Origin of the sequence: Parvularcula oceani (assembly GCF_000733125.1) — a bacterium.
In the GTDB taxonomy this organism is placed as follows: domain Bacteria; phylum Pseudomonadota; class Alphaproteobacteria; order Caulobacterales; family Parvularculaceae; genus Parvularcula; species Parvularcula oceani.
In genome coordinates this window covers 134,311-152,242 of sequence record NZ_JPHU01000006.1, presented here as the reverse complement: position 1 = coordinate 152,242, position 17,932 = coordinate 134,311, and the positions used below count along the sequence as shown (strand labels likewise).

Below are 17,932 nucleotides of genomic sequence, written 5' to 3'. Positions count from 1 at the left end.
CGATACAGCTTGGCTTGGCCGGGGTCGGTGAGAAGGCGTGTGCGGATCAGAGCGACAGATCTTGATCGAGAGAGCTGTCTTGCTCGTTGCCGGTTGTCTCGTTTCTCTGCTCCGCTGCTGAGGCAGGCACCGACAGGTTGCTTGTCGTGCCCGTGCCCTGATGTGTTCCTAGATCAGTCAAATCCCCAATCCGTCCCTCCGTCTCCATCGCCGACGCCTCCAACCCCGTCTGCTGCTGCAGCGCGTTCAGCACTCGCTCCTTGTCATCGACAACGAGCGCGAGGGTGTCGGCTGACCGGCTGATCGACACGTAGAAGCCGACTTGGCTCGTCAGTGCACGTTCCTTCGAATCCATCACGGCGACCACGTCGCTCGCCGTTCGGCCTTGAGCGGCATGGGAGGTCATCGCATAGCCGTGGGTCAGTGAGCGGAGCGCGGGATCGTCGCGCCCGAACTGGCGCTGCGTTCCGCTCACATTCAACGAAACCCTCTCCTGGTCCCAGCCGACCACCTTCGCCGCGTCCATGGCGGACAGGCCCGCGTCAGGATCGGACCGCGTGAAGATCACGCTGTCGCCGCGGCGCAGCTCCAGCTGTTCCTCGCGGTGAAGCGAGTAGGGGGTGTTCTCATAGCGGCCTTGAAGCCTGGACAGCGGAACGGTCGCCTCCTTCCCCCGCGCGTTGCGCAGGGTGAGGCGGCCGCGCTTGTCGTCCACCGCCGTGATCAGCCGTCGCGTGTGCTTCTTGGCGTTGATGACGTCGAGCCGGGCATGGAACTGGAGGACGTCGCCCGCCACATAGCTGCGCGGGCTCATGGCCTCGGCACGGGTCAGGTTCTTCGACCGCAGCACCGGGATGGTCGTTGTCTCCGCGCTCAGCCGTCCATCGGCGATGAGTTGCGATCGAATGCCCTGATTGATCGCCTCTCGCAGGCGGTGGCTCGGTGCGACGAGCAGCGCCTCGTCTTGTTTGTCTTTCGGCAGGGCGCGCCATGCCTCGACGGCACCGCCAGCAAGGTCGCCCGGTCGCTCGACGATGTTGGCCTCCAGCCGCTTGATGGCAACGGCGACCTTGCCCTGCGCTGCCGCTTCCACCGCCGCCCGCTGATCGCGGTGCCCTTCGTCCTTTGGGAGGCGGACGATATCCTTCATCACCGCGGTCGGCAGGCCCGCCCGCTGCGCGATGTCGAAGGGCCGGCCTGCTTCGACGGCGCCATGTTGCCGCCGGTCACCCGAAAGGACGATCTTGGCCGGCTTCAGGGCGATCAGCCGTTCGAGGAGGGCGTTCATGTTCCGGGTGGAGAGGAAAGACGCCTCGTCGATGAGGACGATGGTGTTCTTGAGGTCCGGCGGGAGCGGGCCGCGGTTGGCACCGCGGAGAAACGCCGACACGGTCCAGCTGTCGAAGCCGCCGCTTTTCTCCAGCGTCTTCCGCGCGGAATGGGTGGGGGCGAGGCCCAGCACCTTGTAGCCGTCCTTCTTTGCGAGCGGCGCGAGGTCGCGGGCCAGCGCCGCCGTCTGCCGCATCATGGTGGTCTTGCCCGTCCCGGCATAGCCCTGCACGCCGATCAGGCGGTCTCGGCCGCCGAGAATGAGGTCGATGGCCGCCTTCTGACCCGGCGTCAGTGTGGTGTTGGCCAATGCTGTGGTGAGCGCCTGACCCTTCACCAGCGGATTTGCCTTTCCTGCCTCTTTGATAAGAGCGAGCGTCTTTTCCTCATGGCTGATGCTCCGGCGGGTCGTGGCTTCGGCATTCGGGTCCCGAGGCGCGACCAGAAGCTTTTCCGACCGCCGGAGGAGCCGCAGTTCCTTGTCGATATCCCGCAAAGTGATGCCATCGGCGGCATGTTCGAGGGCCGTTCGCCGGACATGATGGAGGGAGAAGGCGGCTTCTCGTTCCTCGTGGTGGCGAAGGCCGAAACTGACGGCGGCACGCGCCGCATACTCCCTTTCCGATGCCGCCCGTTCGAGCCTGTACGGATCGTTCTCGGCAAGCCGCAGGGTCCGCGTTGGTCGGAACAGGTTCTGCGCCAGCTTGTGACCAAGCCCCGCAAGCCCGCCGCGATCGACCTTTCGGTCATCGAGAAGCCGAACCGTCGCGCCCGACGTCGCCCGGTCCCGGGCCTCCTCGGCCACCCGTTCGAGCGCGCTTTTCCATACCGCTCCCCGCGCCTCCCAATGCGCCTGCCGCTCGTCCTGGCGCATTTCGTCCTTGGGAGGCCGGGTCTTGATGGCGAGCTTGTTGCGCGCCTCGCGTGTCGGATGATCGATCGCCGCGGCCGCTGTGTCGATCCGGTCCTTGCCTTGGGAGAACTCGGATCGTGCGCCATCGGACACACCGTCTACGGAATACCGCCCGGACTTCCCGTCCTCGAGCCTCACGCGATAGCCGAGGTCACGCAGGGCGTTCCGCATGGTCGCATCATAGGCGAGGCTGAGCGTCTTCCGGTGCGCGAAGAAGGGATCATTGTGGAGGGCCCGCCAGCGGCCGTCCTCCGTCTTCGTCATATTGGCGATGACGGCATGGGTGTGGAGCTGGGGATCTTTGTCCCGCGAGATGTCATGCTCGAACTTGGCGACGACGAGATTGCCGGTTTTCACCGCCGGGGTCGCACTGGGTCCCGTCCGGATCCGCGTCCCTGCCAGGTTTCTCTCGGCCCATTTGAGGGTATGGTCGACCGCTCCCCGGTGGGCGCCGAGAATGCGTTTGTCGCCGCCGAGATAGAGGAGAAGGGAGACATCCTTGGGCGGCGAGAAGGTGAGATCGATGCCGGGCCGGTGGGCGCGGGCCTGGGCCTGCTCGGCGGTCTCGCCTTCGCGTTGACCGACCCGTTTGCCATCGAGGGTGTCGCCGTTCAGCACGCGCTCGAAGGTCTCGGTCTCGACCCCGCCCTTGAGGCCGAGGCTGGCGGCCCCCTTGCCGAACCAGGACGAGGGTTCGGGCGCGTTTGCGCCCTTGGCGTAGTAATTGTCCTTGCCGTAATAGGCAGCCCCGGCGGAGGCCGACGAGACGGCGGCGATCGAGGCGACCATCAGGGCTCGAGCCCCCAATCGGGGAAGTCCTGGCCGGTGTCACGGGGGCGCGGATGATCGGGCGGTGAGGAAGTATCGGCCCCTTCGGCCCCGTCCTGCGCCACGCCTTTCACTCGCGTCGTCGCCGACACCTCGCCGGTCTCGGGATCGATCAGTTCGTCGATGCCGTCCCGTTCGGCCTCGCTGAACATATCCCGCTGGCCGTCCTCGCTGCCAGGTCGGCGCGCGGCGGCCTGCATGGCTTTGACCGTGTGCGAGGCCCGCGCCCGGGTGATTAGGAGACCCTGATCCTCCCGCGGCAGGAAGGCCGATTCCCGGTCTTCGCGCAGGACCAGCGGCACCTTCACCTTCGCCAGGGGAAAGCCCTCGGGCATCTTGAGATAGCCCTCGAGAGAACGGAGGTTCATGATCTCCTCGGGGATGACGAGATGCTCGATCCGCTCCTGCCGGGCCACCATGACCCCGTCCCTGATCGTGTTCGCCCCGAAGGAGACATTCTCGTTGGAGCGGGAGGTCTCCTGCCGCCCAAGAAAGTCCGCATACCATTTGGCGGTGTCGGCGTCGGAGGCGGCGAGGATCAGCTTGGTCCGGCAGACCGAGGACAGGGTCTGCGCGCCGTCGGGCCCGTAAATGTCCCTCAGCTGCGATTGCGCCTGGATGCCGAGGACAAAGGCCGCGCCGAACTGACGGCCCCGTGCGAGGCCGTCCATGATGGAGGGCAGCTCCTGCAGCGCGGCGACCTCGTCCATGATGAACCAGATCCGCCGGTTCGGGTCTCGCGGTTTGGACATCAGGGCCCTGACGGCCGTGTCCATCCAGACGGTCAAAAGCGGCCGCAGGGTCTCATGCATGTCCGCCCGGGAGGAGAGGAAGAGGGTCGACCCCGCGTTCCGAGCTGACCGCTCGTCACCATTCTCGATCCAGTCGGTGATCGAAAAGCGGTCACCCCGGCTCGGCAGGAGCCGCAAGCCATCGAGATAGGTCGACAGCATCATCCGCACGGAATTCGTCATGCGCGGCGTGTCCGCCGAGATGATCGAGGCGGCAGGCGTGCCGGCGAAGAAGGGGGCGAGCGTGGTGAGCTCCGCGTTCAGCAGGAGATCGACCAGGTCTTTGTTCCGGGCGCGGCCGTCCCCCAAGAGGAGCTGACCGGCAGTGGAGAACACCATTCGTGCCGAGTCGGCCCAGACCGGATCGGCCTTCTGGGCGCGGGGGATCATGGCCGCAGCAATGGCATCGAATCCGGCCTTGGTCTTCGCCTCGTCGAACACCGACCAGGCCGGCGCCCGCCGGTCGAGGGGGTTTAGTATCGTGTCGCGACCATCGCGGTAGAAGGGCGTGATGAACCCGCCGGTCAGGTCGAAAACCACGGACCGGTCACCGGCCTTGCGGATCTGATCGAGAAGGGCGGCGATCGCCTGGGTCTTGCCCGAGCCGATGGTGCCCGAGATCCCCGTATGCTGGACCTCCGAGCCGATCGGATAGGGGATGCCGGCAAGGGCATAGCGCGGCCGCCCCCGGAGCTCCTTGCGTTTCATCGCCGTCCAGCGGTTGTGGGCGCTGATCTGTGCCTTGAGCTCCTGCGCCGAGGCCATGGCGGCGCCACGTTTGACCTGGGTGCGGGTGAGGGTGGTGCCCCGGCCGACGAAAAGGCCGGTCAGAATCAGGAAGCCAAAGCCTCCACCGAGCGCGCCGATCCGCCCCCAGACGAAGAGCTGATGGCGGAACCGTTTTTCATGCTCGGCTACGGTCGGGTGGGTGAGAATGGTGCCGATCGGGAAGGGCGCATGGGTCCCGTCGGCTGTCCGCATATTGAGCTCGAGGCTCCCCCGAAACCCGGCGGCCCGATACGCCCAGGCCTCGTAGCGCTTCATCGCATAGTGCCGGTCCTCGGGCGCCGTGTTCGCCATGACGCCGGCCCAGGCGATGACCAGCATCAGCGAGACCATGGCGAAGCTCAGAAAGCGCATGACCTGGCCGAACATGCGGAGCGTGTGGAGGGTGACCTGCCCGCCGCGCAGGAAGGTCTTGAAGGGTCCTGAACCGTTGGTGCTCATGACAGGCCTCCCCGCTGCACCGTGCGGACGGTGGCCGTCCGGTGCTTCTCGAGCGCATCGATGGCGGCATCGAGTTCGCTTTCCCGGCCGGACCGCCGGAAGAGCTGCTCCATCCCGGCGCGGATGATGAGGAGGTCCCGCTCGACCGATTTCGGGTCGGTCTCCTGCCGGCTGAGAGCCACCTCGCAGAGCGATTTGGCCATGAGGTTGGGGGAGACCCCCGCCGTCTCGGCGAGGTCTTTCAGCGCATTTGTCCGCGCCTTGCTGAGGCGGAACTGCACCCGGAAGGAGGCGGTCATGGGGCACCTCCTGTCCCAATGTCCAAGGAGGCTGAAACGCTCAAAAACCCTCTGTTTCCGAAATTGTCGGGTTTTCGGATACAGTTGTCGTCCGGGGGGCTACCCGCAACACTCCGTAGTCGCTGGGATATTGGGAAGGCCGTAGCCCGCCTCTCTGCAATGCCTGCTTTTCCGGACTTGGGCGCAACCCCGCATAAAGACTGGCGTTGCGCCGCCCCGGCACCCTGTGCGTCATGTGTGATAGGGCAAGTCAGGCCCTCCGGGCCCTGAGGGACCATCCCGGTTCCCTCTCTTCGGGGAGACCGAGGTCCCGCGACACTGGGGATGCCGACGCCGGAACTTCCTCGTTCAACCGAGCCGCATTGTAGCCCGCGACGGGACGAGCCTTGGCCGTCACGATGGTCCCATCCGAACCGGAAGGAGGCCATCATGCCACGGAAGAAAGACCCGCTCGCCGAACTCAAGGGCTTCGAAGCCAGGGAGGCGGAACTCAAAGAACGCAAGAAGGCCCTGCAAGACGAAGCGGCGCGGTATCTCGGAAGCCTGGTCATGGAGGCCGGGCTCGACGGCTGGAACCCGGAGCAATTGCGGGAGGGGCTGGCGAGACTGGCCGCCGAGGGACCAGATCGGTCCGACGCCAAAGCGGCTGCGACCCGTCCGGCATATGTGCTGAACGGGGAGGCGAACGAACAAAAGGCAGCGGTCATTGCAGCCGCTCCCGCCGCTGGGTCCGCTCATGGTTGAGGGGCACCACATTGGTCGCCGAGATGTCGTCTTCCGGCGGAGGATCGGCGCCTTCGTCGTCAGGCGTCCGGCGGGGTGTCAGCTTGCGCAGTTCGCTCGCGATGACGTGCAGGCGGCGGATGGGTTTGCCGTCCTCATCGGTCCAGCGGCGGAGGTCGAGGCGTCCCGACAGGGCGACGAGATCGCCCTTGGTCAGATGTTCGGCGGCAAAGCGCGCGGGCTGCCCGTCGAAGAGGACAACGGGCACCCAGACAGGCGGTGTGTCCTCCGCCTTTCGGCTGCTTGCGGCATCAACCGCGAGGTCGAAGCGGACAAGGATCTTCGGGTCGTCCCGACCGAGATCGCTCGCATAGGGGGTGGAAAGCGGGTCGGCGCCGAGCCGACCAATGAGATGTACGTGGTTCACGGAATGTCTCCTGCCGGAGCGGGAGACCGGAACGCGTCATCTCAGAAAGCTTGGGAAGAATACTCCATCGATCGATGGGGCGCAATTGGTTGAGGGATGGCGAATGACTGGATGGCAGAAGACGGAGATGCTATCTGATGGGAATGGCGAAGAATCGAGAAGCGACTGGGAAGAAGGCGGCGAGCGCCGCGTCGAAGACGCTGCGCGGGACGACCGCATCCAAATCCGCCAAATCGGCGGCGGGATCCGCCCTGACACAGACTCGTGCAAAAGTGCTCGACCCCTCTTCTCCCGAAGCGGCCGTGAAGTTCCGCAAGGACTCGAAGACCTATATGGCCAAGCACGCCGCGACCAAGGCGTCGGCGTTGGCCGCGCTTCAGGACCTCGGTGTCGTCACCAAGACCGGGCGCCTCACGAAGCCCTATCGGACCGTCAAGAAGACGGCGTGACCTCCTGACATGGCGGACCGGCTGAACACCGCCTTCGTTCTTGGCTACCATGGTTGCGATGCCGATGTGGCGGAACGCCTGTTGGCGGGTGAGCCGTTCCGTCCCAGCGAGAACGATTATGACTGGCTGGGGAGCGGCATCTATTTCTGGGAGAAAAACCCCGAACGCGGGCTCGATTTTGCCAAGGAGCTGAAAGCTCTTGGACGCGGCTCGGTGGAAACTCCCGGAGTGGTCGGCGCGATTATCGATCTCGGCCTTTGTCTCGATCTGTCGACCAAGGCGTCCATCGATCAGGTCCGCAACGCCTATGAGCAACTGACAACGCTGATCGAGACCGCCGAGGCGGCGTTGCCCGAAAACCACGAGGACGGTTTGCGCCGCAAGCTCGACTGCGCCGTGGTCAATCTCGTTCACGACATTCGCGACGAGGCAGGCGACCCGCCGATCGACACGGTTCGCGGCATCTTTCTGGAGGGCGAGCCGATCTACCCTTCAGCAGGGTTCTTCGAGAAGACCCATGTCCAGATCTGTGTGCGGAACCCCGATTGCGTGAAAGGGGTCTTCCGCCTCTAGCGCCGCAGGACCGCTAGCGGCCTTTCTTGTCGCGACGCTGGGTGAGGGTCGACGCGGCAGCCGATTTGGCAGCTTTAGGCGCGCTCTTTGTCTTCAGCGTGCTGCTCGCGGCGCTCGCCGCTTTGGCGGAGCTTTCTTTCGTAGTTTTTGACTGGGCGAGGGCCGATCCCGCCGCCGATTTGGCGGATTTCGAGGCCGTCCCGCTGCGCAGCGTTTTCGACGCGGCGGTCGCGGCTTTCTTGCCGGTGGTTTCGGTGTTTCGGGGCATGTCGAACATCTCCTTGTAGGGCTTCAACCATCACCTGATTCTCGAAACAAAGAAAGAACATCTAGGCGTCAGCCGACTTCCCTGCGGGCACCGATGCGCTGATCATCAAGGGATCGGACTCGGCTGCGAAAGTCTCATCCCTTCAGGATCGCCCGGACATCCTTCAGCGTCAGGAACATACGCGTGGGGCGGCTTGGGAAAGGTTCGAACCCGAATGAGGCGTACCACGCGCGGCGCCGCTCGAACGCCTCCTCGCCGCCATCGGTCATCACGTCGAGGACGAGGGCGAAGCATCCGGCTTCATCGGCCACCAATCGGGCCTTCTCGAAGACATGGTGCATGAGGATGCCTCCAAGGCCCTGTCCTTGGGCGCGCTGGTCCACCGCCACCTGACCGAGGAAGAGGACCGGAAGCTCGCCATGGTCGGTGGCGCCGTGCGGCCGTTTCTTGAGGAGGCTCACCTCCATCATCCCCATGCCGATGGTGTGATAGCCGAGAATACGGGTGTCGCCGTCCTCGACCACCACATAGACCCGGGTCATGTCGGCGGCCTGCTGTTTCTTGGCGGTCAGCTGGAGGAAGTTGTCGAGGCGCGGCACCCCGCAGGAGAACCCGGCCCGGTCATGCCGCGCAGGGTCGAACCGTTCGATGCGAAGCGGCGCGTTCCGCTCAGTCGGCATGCACCACCCGGGCGCGATAGGCCTTGGCGGCGGCCTTGGCCTTACTCGTGACCGTCGGTTTCCGGTCGAGGGCCGCCTCGAATTTGCCTGCGTCCTCGGCGCTCATCACATGGCGGCTGCTCTCCTCGAGGATGCGCTGGGCTTCCTTGGCAATGGCGGCCCGGAGGAAGGTCGATTTCTCGACGCCGAGGGCCGCGACGGCGCGATCGATGAGATCGGCCAGGCGGTCGCCATGGCGCAGCTGAGTCGTCCGCGCGCCCTTGTCCTGGCTGAGATCGGACAGATCGATGTCGAGCATGGGGACCTCCTGATCGCCGATATGTAGTGCAGACTGCATGACACTGCAATACGGAGCCCCCGCGTTGACGGCTCCCATGCGGCGCGCGGCGTGCAGCGGACCGAGGTGACCCGGCCCGCCACAGAAGTCAGAGCATCCGGGCTTTGAGGACCCGTCGGTCCTCCTTCGCGCGGCGCTCGAGCCTCTCGAAGGCGGCTTCCACGGAGGCCCGGTCCTCGACCACGCCCTCGGCCAGGCGGGCGGCCTCGGCATAGACGGTCAGGGTGGCGAGGGGCCCGAAATAGAGGTCCCGTTCGATGGTGAGGCCGAAGGGGCCTTTGATGCCGCGAAGTTCAGCGAGCGACACATAGCCGAGTTCGGGGAGCCCATGCCGAGATCGCAAAGGCCGAAGCCGAGGGCATCATCCTCGGTGAGCCCGGAGAGGAGCCAGGTTCCGGCGCCCCAGGGGCAGAAGAGCTTGACGAGGGGCGGCTGGTCGACGCTCTCGTCCTCGAATTGGGTGCGCAGGCGGGTCGCCTGTTCGGGCAGGATCAGGTCCATGATCATTCTCCGTGGGGGAAGAGAAGGGGCCGTGGCGCCCGCCGATCGGGGACCGGCGGGCGCCCTTGGGCTCAGCCTTCGGGGTTCCAGATGATGGCGAAGACGGACGGGTCGTCCTGCCCGGCGGCGGGTCCGAGATTGGCGTAGAGCTTCCGGGGCCCGAGTTCCGGCGCCGCGAAGGTGAGGCTCACGTAAGGGCGGCCCGAGGTCTTGCCCTTGCGGTGCCAGCCCGCCCCGATCTCGGTGCGTTCGTCGGTGAAGATGCGGAAGTCGGGCTGGCGCTCGTCGGTCTTCTCGCCGTTCGGCACCAGCTCGATGCCGGTCGCGATGGTCAGGGTCCGGAGCGTACCCTTATAGGTGCCGCGCTCTTCATTGTGGGTGACATAGCCGATGGCTGACATGGTGGTGGTCCTTTCGGGTTACCCGGCGGGGCTGATCCCTGCCGGCGACGGACCGGCCATGGCGGGCGTCCGGGCCGCTGAACCCGTGAGGAGCGCGTCCCCGAAAAGTGGGCACCGGTTTTCGGGAAAGACGCGCGCAACAAAGGGCCGAAGCGCAGCGGCGGACCGAAGGGGACGGAAGATTTGCCTCGCGAGGAATGCCGTTGCGGCCCGCGCGATCAGGCGAAGCGGGAACCGGTTCGCCGCCCGGATCGCGCGACAAAGGACGCCGCGGCAGGGGAAATCTTTCGTCGCCCGAGGTTTCGGCGGTCCCGGCGGCTGCCATAGGTCCATGGTCGCCTCGGCAGGGTCATCGGCCCGCCATGGACGCGGGAGGACCGGCCCTCATGCCTCGTTCGAGTCACTCACCCTGAAGCGATTAGGACCGGGGGCCGCGACCTCCTCGCACTCGCATCGGCGAGACGGGACCCAGCGGATGAACGACCACGTACTCCCGCCCGCCTGTCGTCACCCCGCCGCCCCATCCGGGGCGTGCGCGAACCGCAAGGGCTCAGGGAGCCAGCCCGCTTCTTGTGCCTTGCGCGCGGCGACGGGGACGAGGTCCGCCTTCTTCGCCTTCTGGAGCCCCTTGGTCGGGACGCCCATCTCGGTGAGCGCCGTCACGATCTGGTCCCTCGAAAGTCGCCTGAAATAGATGTCATCCGGTTGCCAGTGGCGGGTGAGGTCCGTCCCCATCCGCCGGGCGAGCAAGCTGCCCAAGGACCGTCCGTCCTCGGAGCGGGCGTCCCCGCGCATCTCGCTCAGATCGAGGAGGCAGGCGAGGGCCAGCTGCCGGAGGCCCGCGCGCTGATCGTCAGCAAGCGCGGCGACGTTCTCCACGGTCTCGGCCAAGGTTCGGCCCACCTGCGCCTTCGCGGCATCGATGCGCGCAGCAAGGGCTTCGTCCGGCGGCAGGGTGCCGCCATCGGTGAAGCGGGGCATTTCTCCGCTGAGGCCCATCCCGGTGATCGGGCCATAGGACCATGCCGCCTGCGCCATCACCGCCGTGAGGAGAAGGTCCGCCGTTTCGGCATGGCTGGCGAGGTCGCGCGCCAGGGCCTGGCTCGCCCGTTCGGTGAGCTGGCGGTGCACCCCGTGGGGCAGAGCGGGCTTCTCGGCCTTGGGCGTCAGCGCCTTGCGGGGGACGAGACCACGCACAATGTCGAGGCTGCCATCGGGTCTGATGGAGACCATGGCCCCGCCGCGCGCGAGGTCCTCCGGGGAATAGGCCGTATGCTGGGCGTCGAGGTCGTCGAGCGCCGCATCGAGCCGTTCGATCTCCGCCCATGCCTCGTCGTCGAGTTCGTCCTCATGCTCCGCCGTTCCTGCAAGGGCGTCGCGGCGCGCCACCAGCGCGTCCCGCTCCTGTTGGGCGTCCGCAGGCAGGGGCTGGCGTTCGGGCCGCTCCCGGCCATGGGTCTGGTAGAGGTCATGGTCGGCATGGACCGAGGCCTTCACCCATGACCAGCCCTCGGCCCCAAGGACGGTCTCGACCTCAAGCAGACGCGCGCGCGTCAGATCATCGAGAAGACCCTCGTCGAGCAGGGTCACACCAGACAGGTCGTCCTCATCGGCGAAGAGGTCCCGCCGCACGCGGCCACCTGCGGCTTCATAGGCGGCCAGACCGACGAGGCGCACCCGTTTGTCCGTTCCCGGTGTTTCACCGTCTGTCAGCTGGCGCCGGATCATCCGGGCCGGGAGGTCGGTCCCGCCGGTTTCGAAGACGCGCATCTGGCGGTCGGGATCGTCGATCAGGGCATAGGCCATGGCCTGCTCTAAGGTGATCGCGTCCTCTGCGAACGCATCGAAGATTTGCGGGGCGAGCCTTGCGAGCCGCAGGCGCTGCTCGACCTCGCGCTCCGACAGGGAGAAACGCTTGGCGATGTCGGGCACGGTCTGGCCCTCCTCGATCAGCGCCGCGAACTGCCGGAAGGCTTCGGTCGGGTGGAAGCCCTTCGCGCCCAGCCCCGCCCCAAGGCTCGCGGCGCGGGCCTCGGCCTTCGAGCCGATCCGGCAGGGAATGCCGTCAAGGCAGTCTTTGGGCAGACGGTCTTCACTGGCGAGATGCTGGAGCGCAAGCAAGCGCCGCCGCCCATCATAGATGAGGAGCTTGGTGCGGCCCCTCTTGTAGCCGCATAGCGGCTGCTGTAGGCCGGTGGCGGCGATCATCTGGGCGAGGGCTTGGATGCCGTCATCGGGTCGCGAGGCGTGGCGGACATTCTCTTCGGCGATGGCGAGGGCGGACAGGGGATAGGTCTCATAGGTCATGGGAAGGTCTTTCTCTTGGATCGTGGAAGAAGGGCGCGCCGCTCAGGCGGCGCGCTGATCGGTCTCTTGCTGTGTACGGAAGGAAAGCACGAAATCGGCGGCTTTCGAGGCAAGGGACGCGGCGCGGAAGATCGCCCGCTTGTCCTCGCGCAGGACTGCCAGCCAGTTCGCCAGATAATCCGCATGCCGCACGGTCGGGACGATGCCCATCTCGGCGCAGAGAAAGGCGCTTGCCATTTCGGCGACCAGTTCCTCGCGGGCATAGTCCTTGGTCCCGAAACGGGTGGCGAGGTCCCGCGCCAGCCGCGTGGCGTGGCCGGTCCAGTGGCCCAGCTCGTGAAAGCAGGTGCGGTAATAGTTGATCTGGTCCCGGAACGCCGCTTGCGGCGGGACCTGAATAAAGTCCTGCGACGGTACGTAATAGGCGCGATCCCCGCCCACCCGAACATCCGCGCCCGTGGCTTGGATCAGCCGTTCCGCCTCGGGCTCGATCTGCCGTGGGGACAGGGACGCCCGGCTTGTGACGGCGTCGTCGGGCAGGCCGTCGCACTGGTTCACGTGAAAGACCGTGTACCGCTTCAGGAAGGCGACTTCCCGCGCCGCCTCGCCGCTCTCTTCCGCCTTCTGCCGTTCGCTTTCGGGCGTGAAGCGGTCGGCATAGACGATGGTGGTGCCTTTCTCGCCTTTGCGCACCGCCCCGCCCAAGGCGAGGGCCTGTTTGAAGGTGAGCCAGAGCTGGCTTTCCCGTCCCTGCTCCTGCGCCGCGCCCCAGAGGAGCAGGATGTTGATCCCTGAATAGGCCCGCCGCGTGGCCGCGTTCTGGGGCAGGCCAAGAACAGGGCCACCCGCTTCCTCGGCTGTCCAAGGTTGCACCCACGGGACCGTGCCTTCCTCCATCTGCGCGATGATCCGGGCGGTGACCTCCTCATAAAGGTCGCCGCGCGTGCGTTCTCTCCGTCGACGGGTCATGGGTCGTCATCCTTTCCCCGCCCCCGCAGTTTTCCCGGAAGGACGGGGGGCGGCGAGAGCCCGCGTTCCGCCCGAAGCCTCAAGGGCCGGACGCCAAGGGCGGGGGTAGGACGACGAAAAGAACCGATGACGGCCCTGTTGCCGCCGCCCTTGCGGCCGGACCGCTTCGGGCGACAGACGGGCGCCGCCCCCCGGCCGACAGGGAAACCAAGACCCCGCAAAGTCAGGCGGCCCCGGCCGCCTGTCCCAATGCGCGCCCGAAGGCGCGCCCCAGCGCGAAGGATCAACGCCCGAAGGGCGGAGACCGGCTCGGCCCGGGCTCCGTGCACGCGAGACTGGTCCGAAAGGACGCGCCATCTTGACAAATGGCAGATAAACCCCAATATGACGACAAACGTCAGGAGCCATCGTGGTTCAACTACGCCCCATCGATCAGGCCCCGCCGCCCGGCGCGCCGCACTTCACGGAGGCGGAAGTGGCCGCCCTGCAGCGGGCGGTGATCCGTCTTTTCGCGCTCTGGGATCTCAGCGATCAGGATGCGTCCACCCTTCTGGGCGATATTTCCCCGCGCACCTTCCAGCGCTGGAAGCAGGGCCAGACGGGCCGTGTGGGCCCCGATCTTGCGGCGCGGCTGTCGAACCTCGTCGGGATCCACAAGGCGCTGCGACTTCTCTTCAAAGAGAAGGCGCGGGGCTATGCCTGGATCCGCAAGCCCAATGCGGCTTTCGGCGCGCGGAGCGCCCTTGACGTGATGCTGCGCGGACAGCTCACCGACCTCATGCGGGTGCGCCGCTATCTTGACGCCCAACGCAGTCCCTGGTGACCGGGGCTGAGGAAGGCTCTCCCCACACACAGGTTCGGTGGCAGCCTTACTACCGGCTGATCAACTCGGCTTATCCGCCGATCGATCTCTTCGAGGACATTGCTGATCCCGAGGACTGGGCGCTTCTCGGTCAGGCCGAGGCGCGCACCAATCCGCGGGCTGCCGAGACCATCGGCCAGCTCGATCTCGTGCCGCCCGCCCGACGGGTCGGCGGGCCGGGCGCCAGCTATGTCATGGCGCCCTTCACCCATTGCAGCCCCGACCGGCCGGGCCGCTTCCACACCGGCCGCTTAGGCGCCTTTTACGGCGCCCGGCAGCTCGAGACGGCGGTGGCCGAGACCGCCCACCATATCGGGCTCTTCCTCAAGGCGACGGCTGAGGCGCCGGGCTGGGTCGCGGACCTGCGCGAGGTGACCGGCGCGCTCGATGCGGACCTTCTGAACCTGAGACCGGGCGCGCCCGGCGATCTTCTGGACCCCAAGGATTACGCCGCGTCCCACGCCTTCGCCGTCCGTATGCGGGAGAGGGGGGAAGACGGCATCGTCTATCCCAGCGTCCGGAACCAAGGCGGGGAGTGCTTCGCCGCCTTCTGGCCCGATGTGATGGGCGTGCCCGTCCAGGCGCGGCATTTCGGCTATCACTGGAATGGGACGCGCGTCGACCTCCTGCGGCAGGTCACGGGCGATGGCGCGGGCCCGGTCTACCGGCTGACCGACGAGAGGTCGGGCTAGCCAAGACCAAGGCCGAGAACGGCCCCGAACAGCGCCTGGGCGAGGACGGTGGTCAGGGGTGTCGCGCGGCCGTAATTGAGCCCGAAGGGTCCGGGCGGTTCGAGCTGGGTCAATGCGTGGGCCCCGTCATAGGACGTGGCGAGCCTGGGATGGACGGCCGGCAGGGTCGGCAGGAAGACGGCGATCAGGAACAGCCCATGCACCGCGCCGATGGCGAGACCTGCCCACCAGCTCACCGTCTCCAGGCTGAACAGGGCGGCGGCGTAGAGAATGGCGAAGAGCCAGCCGCCCAAGAGATAGAGGCCATAGCCGATGACGATCGCGCGATCCCGCCGATCCGTCACAAAGGTCCCAAACAGGAAAGGCAGGCTCATGCGCGACCAGCCGAGGAGCCGGCTGCCCTCGAGAAGGGTCGACATGACCGCCGACGCGGCGAGACCCCAAAGGGCGATCGCTGGCCACTGGTCCATCAACGTGTCGATCATGAGGATGCCTCCTCAATGGCGAGGGCCGCGTTGATCAGCGCCGCATGGGAGAAGGCCTGGGGGAGGTTGCCGAGAAGCGCGCCGGTGTCGGGGTCGCGCTCCTCGCTGATGATTCCGGTCGGCGGAACATCCGCGAGAAGGGCCTCGAAGCGGCTTCGCGCTTCCTCATGCTCACCCGCCCGGGCCAGGCCTTCCACAGCCCAGAACCCGCAGGCCCAGAACGTCCCTTCGGGCTCGCCGCCGCCATCGACGCCCCTCGCATAGCGGCGGAGATGCGGACCGCGGCGAAGTTCTGCGTCGATGGCTTGCCGAGTGGACACCATGCGCGGGTCATCGGCCTCGAAGATCCCGAAGCGGGGCAGGAGAAGCAGGCTGGCGTCGAGGAAGTCCGCGCCGAACGCGCCTGTGAAGGCCTGCCGCTCCTCGCTCCAGCCATGCCGGAAGACCGCCCCGCGAATCCGGTCCGCCTCAGCCTCGTATGGGGCGGGGTCGTCCCTGATCGTTCCCCGGCGGACCAGAGCAGTATAGGCGGTGAGGGCGGACCAGCACATGGCCTTTCCATAGGTATAGTGCCGGGGCGGCCCCCGCATCTCCCAGATGCCCTTGTCCGGCAGGGTCCATTGCTCCCTCGCGACCTGCGCGAAGCGCCGGAGGCGCCGCTGCTCGGATCGCTCGAGACGGCCCCCCGCCTCGGCGAAGAGGAGCGCGGCCTGAAGCACCGATCCGTAGACGTCGAGCTGGCGCTGGCTCACCGCCCCATTGCCGTCCCGCACCGGGCCTGCCCCCCGATACCCCTCGAAGCGGTCGATCCGGCGCTCCTTGATATCGGTCCGTCCGTAGCCGCTGTAACAGGGCCTGAGCTCGGGCGCGGTCAGGCGGGTGGCGTGCATGATCCAGGTGAAGAAGGCCTGAGCTTCGTCGTGATAGCCGAGGCCGAGATAGGCGCGGATCAGGAACGACGCGTCGCGCAGCCAGCAATAGCGGTAGTCCCAGTTGCGTGTGCCGCCGGGCGCTTCGGGCAGGGAGGTCGTGCCCGCCGCAAGGATCGCGCCCGACAGGCTGAAGGTCAGAAGACGGATCATGGTGGCGCTGTGGGCCACGGCGTCCCGGTAGGGCCCGCGATAGGTGCTGCGGCTCGCATAGGCGCGCCAGAAGCGCTCGGTCCGCTCGATCGCCGGGGTGACGCTCTTGGTGCCGGGGAGGGCGAGCACATCATGGGACGTGAAAGCCAGCCGGAGCTGGCGTTCCTCGCCTTCTTCCAATCGACATTCCCCTTCGACCGTGCCGTCCGCCGACGGCGCGCCGGGCACGTCGCTGAGAAGGGTCAGTGCGCGTTTGCCCGTCCGCCATCGCCAGACGCCGGTGGCACCGTCTCGCCATTGCGGGACGGTTTTCCCGTTCTCGGGGCGCGGTGCATAGGTGAAGCGGATCGTCGGTGTGCCGCGTTCTGCCCTGATCCGTCGGATCAGCCACCGTTCGGGACCAAGGCCATGCCGGTCCGGAATGGCCATGAGGTCGGTGACGGTGACCACCCCTTCGCCCGTTTCGTAGCGGCTCTCGAGGATGGCCGTGTGGTCGCGATAGGTCCGTTCGACGGAACGGAAGCGCGGCGGGGCGACGGTGAAATGTCCGCCGCGGTGATGATCGAGAAGGCGCCCCAAACAGGCCGCGTCGTCGATATTGGGCAGGCACAGCCAGTCTATGCTGCCGGCTTGCGAGATCAGCGCCAGCGTCGCCGTGTCGCCGATGACCGCATAGGATCCGAGCGGCGGATAGGCGGCATCAAGCGATGGGTCCGCCTGCACCATCAAGGCATCAGCGGCCATGGCCGCGCAGGATCCGGCGCAGGAGAAGGGTGGCCGTGCCCACCGCCGCCGCGCCGCCGCCTGCAAGGAGCCGATTGCGCGCCGCGGTGCCGAGGGCCATGGGCCGAGCTGTCTTGGCGCGGTCGAGGAATCGCCCTTCGGCTTCAGAGGGCACCATCTCGACCGGTTCGAACAGATTGTCCGGCCGCCCGGCCTCGGCCGGTTCGTCGGTCATCTGTCCGGACCAGGCGCTGTCCGCGAGCATCCGCTCGGCAAGGGTCGGCGCCAGTTTCTGGGCGAGGATGGCCTTCATCGCCGGCCGGCCGATCCAGATCTCGCGTTCGCCGCTTTCCGCCTTGGCCACGATGGCCTCGGCAACCGCCTCGGCGCGATAGATGGGCGGCATGGGCTGGGGCCGCTTCGGCATCTTGTTCCGCGCCCATTCGAATTGCGGGGTGTTGACGGCCGGCAATTGCATCATGGTGACATCGATACCGACACCTTCATGCCGCAATTCCGTCCGCAGGCTGTCAGAAAAGGCGATCATCGCTGCCTTGGCGGCGCAGTAGGCGGATTGAAGCGGGATTGCCCGGTAGCCGATGGCCGAAGCGATCTGCACGATGGTACCTCGCCCCCGCGGACGCATGTGGCCCAGAGCGGCCATCGTTCCGTGGACGGCGCCGAGATAGGTGACGGCGGTAACCCGGTGGACCTCTTCGGGCTCGAGCTGGTTGACCGGGCTGAAGACGGTCACCATGGCGCCGTTGATCCAGATATCGATCGGCCCAAGCTCGGCTTCGCAGGTCGACGCGGCCTGGGCCACCGCTTCCGCATCGGCGACATCCAGGGGCAGGACCCGCGCCTCGCCGCCGCGCTCCCGCACCTCGCGGGCGGTTTGCTCCAGCCTCTTGCGGCCCCGGGCGATCAGGCCGATCCGGCATCCCCGATCGGCATAGGCTCTGGCGAGGGTGCGCCCGACCCCGCCCGATGCCCCGGTGATGACCACGGTCTTCATCAGCGTCCTCCCTCACGTTTTTGCGACGCACACGGCTTTGATGCGTGAACC

Annotated in this window: 18 protein-coding genes and 1 pseudogene; 5 read left to right on the top strand and 14 right to left on the bottom strand. The window is 66.8% G+C overall.

Translation table 11 applies throughout. From position 1 onward, the window contains the following. Positions 1-46: 46 nt before the first annotated feature. Genes mobF through IE88_RS0108605 form a run of 3 tightly spaced genes read right to left on the bottom strand, consistent with a single transcriptional unit; the run spans position 47 to position 5,387 of the window. On the bottom strand, positions 47-3,031 hold the full coding sequence (gene mobF, locus IE88_RS0108615) for a MobF family relaxase (RefSeq protein ID WP_031553064.1): 2,985 nt from the start codon (positions 3,029-3,031) through the stop codon (positions 47-49). After that, positions 3,031-5,088: a type IV secretion system DNA-binding domain-containing protein gene (locus tag IE88_RS17300; protein ID WP_051881738.1), complete on the bottom strand. Its 2,058-nt coding sequence runs from the start codon at positions 5,086-5,088 to the stop codon at positions 3,031-3,033. Before IE88_RS17300 ends, mobF begins: the two co-directional genes overlap by 1 nt. Beyond that, positions 5,085-5,387, bottom strand: a complete 303-nt coding sequence (locus tag IE88_RS0108605; protein WP_031553059.1) for a hypothetical protein — start codon at positions 5,385-5,387, stop codon at positions 5,085-5,087. The genes IE88_RS17300 and IE88_RS0108605 overlap by 4 nt, the downstream gene beginning before the upstream one ends. A gap of 429 nt (positions 5,388-5,816) precedes the next feature. Here IE88_RS0108605 and IE88_RS0108600 point away from each other — a divergent pair, with 429 nt between their 5' ends. After that, entirely contained in the window at positions 5,817-6,131 is a 315-nt protein-coding gene (locus IE88_RS0108600; RefSeq protein WP_031553057.1) for a DUF6437 family protein, read from the top strand. Here IE88_RS0108600 and IE88_RS0108595 read toward each other — a convergent pair. Beyond that, positions 6,091-6,537, bottom strand: a complete 447-nt coding sequence (locus IE88_RS0108595; RefSeq protein WP_031553053.1) for a single-stranded DNA-binding protein — start codon at positions 6,535-6,537, stop codon at positions 6,091-6,093. The two genes, IE88_RS0108600 and IE88_RS0108595, sit on opposite strands and share 41 nt — an antisense overlap. 137 nt (positions 6,538-6,674) lie before the next feature. On the opposite strand from IE88_RS0108595, the gene IE88_RS0108590 reads away from it, so the two are divergent. Together IE88_RS0108590 and IE88_RS0108585 are read left to right on the top strand one after the other, a co-directional pair. Beyond that, positions 6,675-6,986 carry a hypothetical protein gene (locus IE88_RS0108590; RefSeq protein ID WP_081871547.1) on the top strand — a complete coding sequence of 104 codons (312 nt, stop codon included), beginning with the start codon at positions 6,675-6,677 and terminating at the stop codon, positions 6,984-6,986. Between the two features lie 9 nt (positions 6,987-6,995). Next, positions 6,996-7,559 carry a hypothetical protein gene (locus IE88_RS0108585; RefSeq protein ID WP_031553047.1) on the top strand — a complete coding sequence of 188 codons (564 nt, stop codon included), beginning with the start codon at positions 6,996-6,998 and terminating at the stop codon, positions 7,557-7,559. A 13-nt stretch (positions 7,560-7,572) separates the two neighbouring features. Here IE88_RS0108585 and IE88_RS18380 read toward each other — a convergent pair whose 3' ends face one another. The 7 genes and pseudogenes from IE88_RS18380 to IE88_RS0108550 form a co-directional block, all read right to left on the bottom strand. After that, on the bottom strand, positions 7,573-7,854 hold the full coding sequence (locus IE88_RS18380) for a hypothetical protein (protein WP_202900466.1): 282 nt from the start codon (positions 7,852-7,854) through the stop codon (positions 7,573-7,575). A gap of 107 nt (positions 7,855-7,961) precedes the next feature. Beyond that, positions 7,962-8,507: a GNAT family N-acetyltransferase gene (locus IE88_RS0108575; protein ID WP_031553041.1), complete on the bottom strand. Its 546-nt coding sequence runs from the start codon at positions 8,505-8,507 to the stop codon at positions 7,962-7,964. Continuing rightward, positions 8,497-8,805 carry a type II toxin-antitoxin system TacA family antitoxin gene (locus tag IE88_RS0108570; RefSeq protein WP_031553037.1) on the bottom strand — a complete coding sequence of 103 codons (309 nt, stop codon included), beginning with the start codon at positions 8,803-8,805 and terminating at the stop codon, positions 8,497-8,499. The genes IE88_RS0108575 and IE88_RS0108570 overlap by 11 nt, the downstream gene beginning before the upstream one ends. Positions 8,806-8,932: 127 nt before the next feature. Further along, positions 8,933-9,345, bottom strand: a pseudogene (locus tag IE88_RS17845) (DUF2958 domain-containing protein). A gap of 71 nt (positions 9,346-9,416) precedes the next feature. Next, positions 9,417-9,746: a DUF736 domain-containing protein gene (locus IE88_RS0108560; protein ID WP_031553035.1), complete on the bottom strand. Its 330-nt coding sequence runs from the start codon at positions 9,744-9,746 to the stop codon at positions 9,417-9,419. A 507-nt stretch (positions 9,747-10,253) separates the two neighbouring features. Further along, positions 10,254-12,053 carry a ParB/RepB/Spo0J family partition protein gene (locus IE88_RS0108555; protein ID WP_031553032.1) on the bottom strand — a complete coding sequence of 600 codons (1,800 nt, stop codon included), beginning with the start codon at positions 12,051-12,053 and terminating at the stop codon, positions 10,254-10,256. 42 nt (positions 12,054-12,095) lie between these two features. Next, positions 12,096-13,022, bottom strand: coding sequence for an ArdC family protein (locus tag IE88_RS0108550; protein ID WP_031553029.1), 927 nt, complete (start codon positions 13,020-13,022; stop codon positions 12,096-12,098). 409 nt (positions 13,023-13,431) lie between these two features. Between IE88_RS0108550 and IE88_RS0108545 the strand changes: the two genes are divergently transcribed. Together IE88_RS0108545 and IE88_RS0108540 are read left to right on the top strand one after the other, a co-directional pair. Continuing rightward, on the top strand, positions 13,432-13,845 hold the full coding sequence (locus IE88_RS0108545) for an MbcA/ParS/Xre antitoxin family protein (protein ID WP_031553026.1): 414 nt from the start codon (positions 13,432-13,434) through the stop codon (positions 13,843-13,845). Next, positions 13,842-14,576, top strand: a complete 735-nt coding sequence (locus IE88_RS0108540; protein WP_031553024.1) for an RES family NAD+ phosphorylase — start codon at positions 13,842-13,844, stop codon at positions 14,574-14,576. The genes IE88_RS0108545 and IE88_RS0108540 overlap by 4 nt, the downstream gene beginning before the upstream one ends. On the opposite strand, the gene IE88_RS0108535 is transcribed toward IE88_RS0108540, so the two are convergent. From IE88_RS0108535 to IE88_RS0108525, 3 genes are read right to left on the bottom strand one after another with little or no spacing between them, the layout of a single operon-like run. Then, positions 14,573-15,061: a hypothetical protein gene (locus IE88_RS0108535; RefSeq protein ID WP_051881733.1), complete on the bottom strand. Its 489-nt coding sequence runs from the start codon at positions 15,059-15,061 to the stop codon at positions 14,573-14,575. The two genes, IE88_RS0108540 and IE88_RS0108535, sit on opposite strands and share 4 nt — an antisense overlap. Continuing rightward, on the bottom strand, positions 15,058-16,887 hold the full coding sequence (locus IE88_RS0108530; RefSeq protein ID WP_081871545.1) for a glycoside hydrolase family 15 protein: 1,830 nt from the start codon (positions 16,885-16,887) through the stop codon (positions 15,058-15,060). Before IE88_RS0108530 ends, IE88_RS0108535 begins: the two co-directional genes overlap by 4 nt. Further along, the gene (locus IE88_RS0108525; protein ID WP_031553015.1) at positions 16,877-17,881 is read right to left on the bottom strand and encodes an SDR family oxidoreductase; all 1,005 of its coding nucleotides are present in this window, start codon (positions 17,879-17,881) and stop codon (positions 16,877-16,879) included. The genes IE88_RS0108530 and IE88_RS0108525 overlap by 11 nt, the downstream gene beginning before the upstream one ends. Positions 17,882-17,932: the final 51 nt, after the last annotated feature.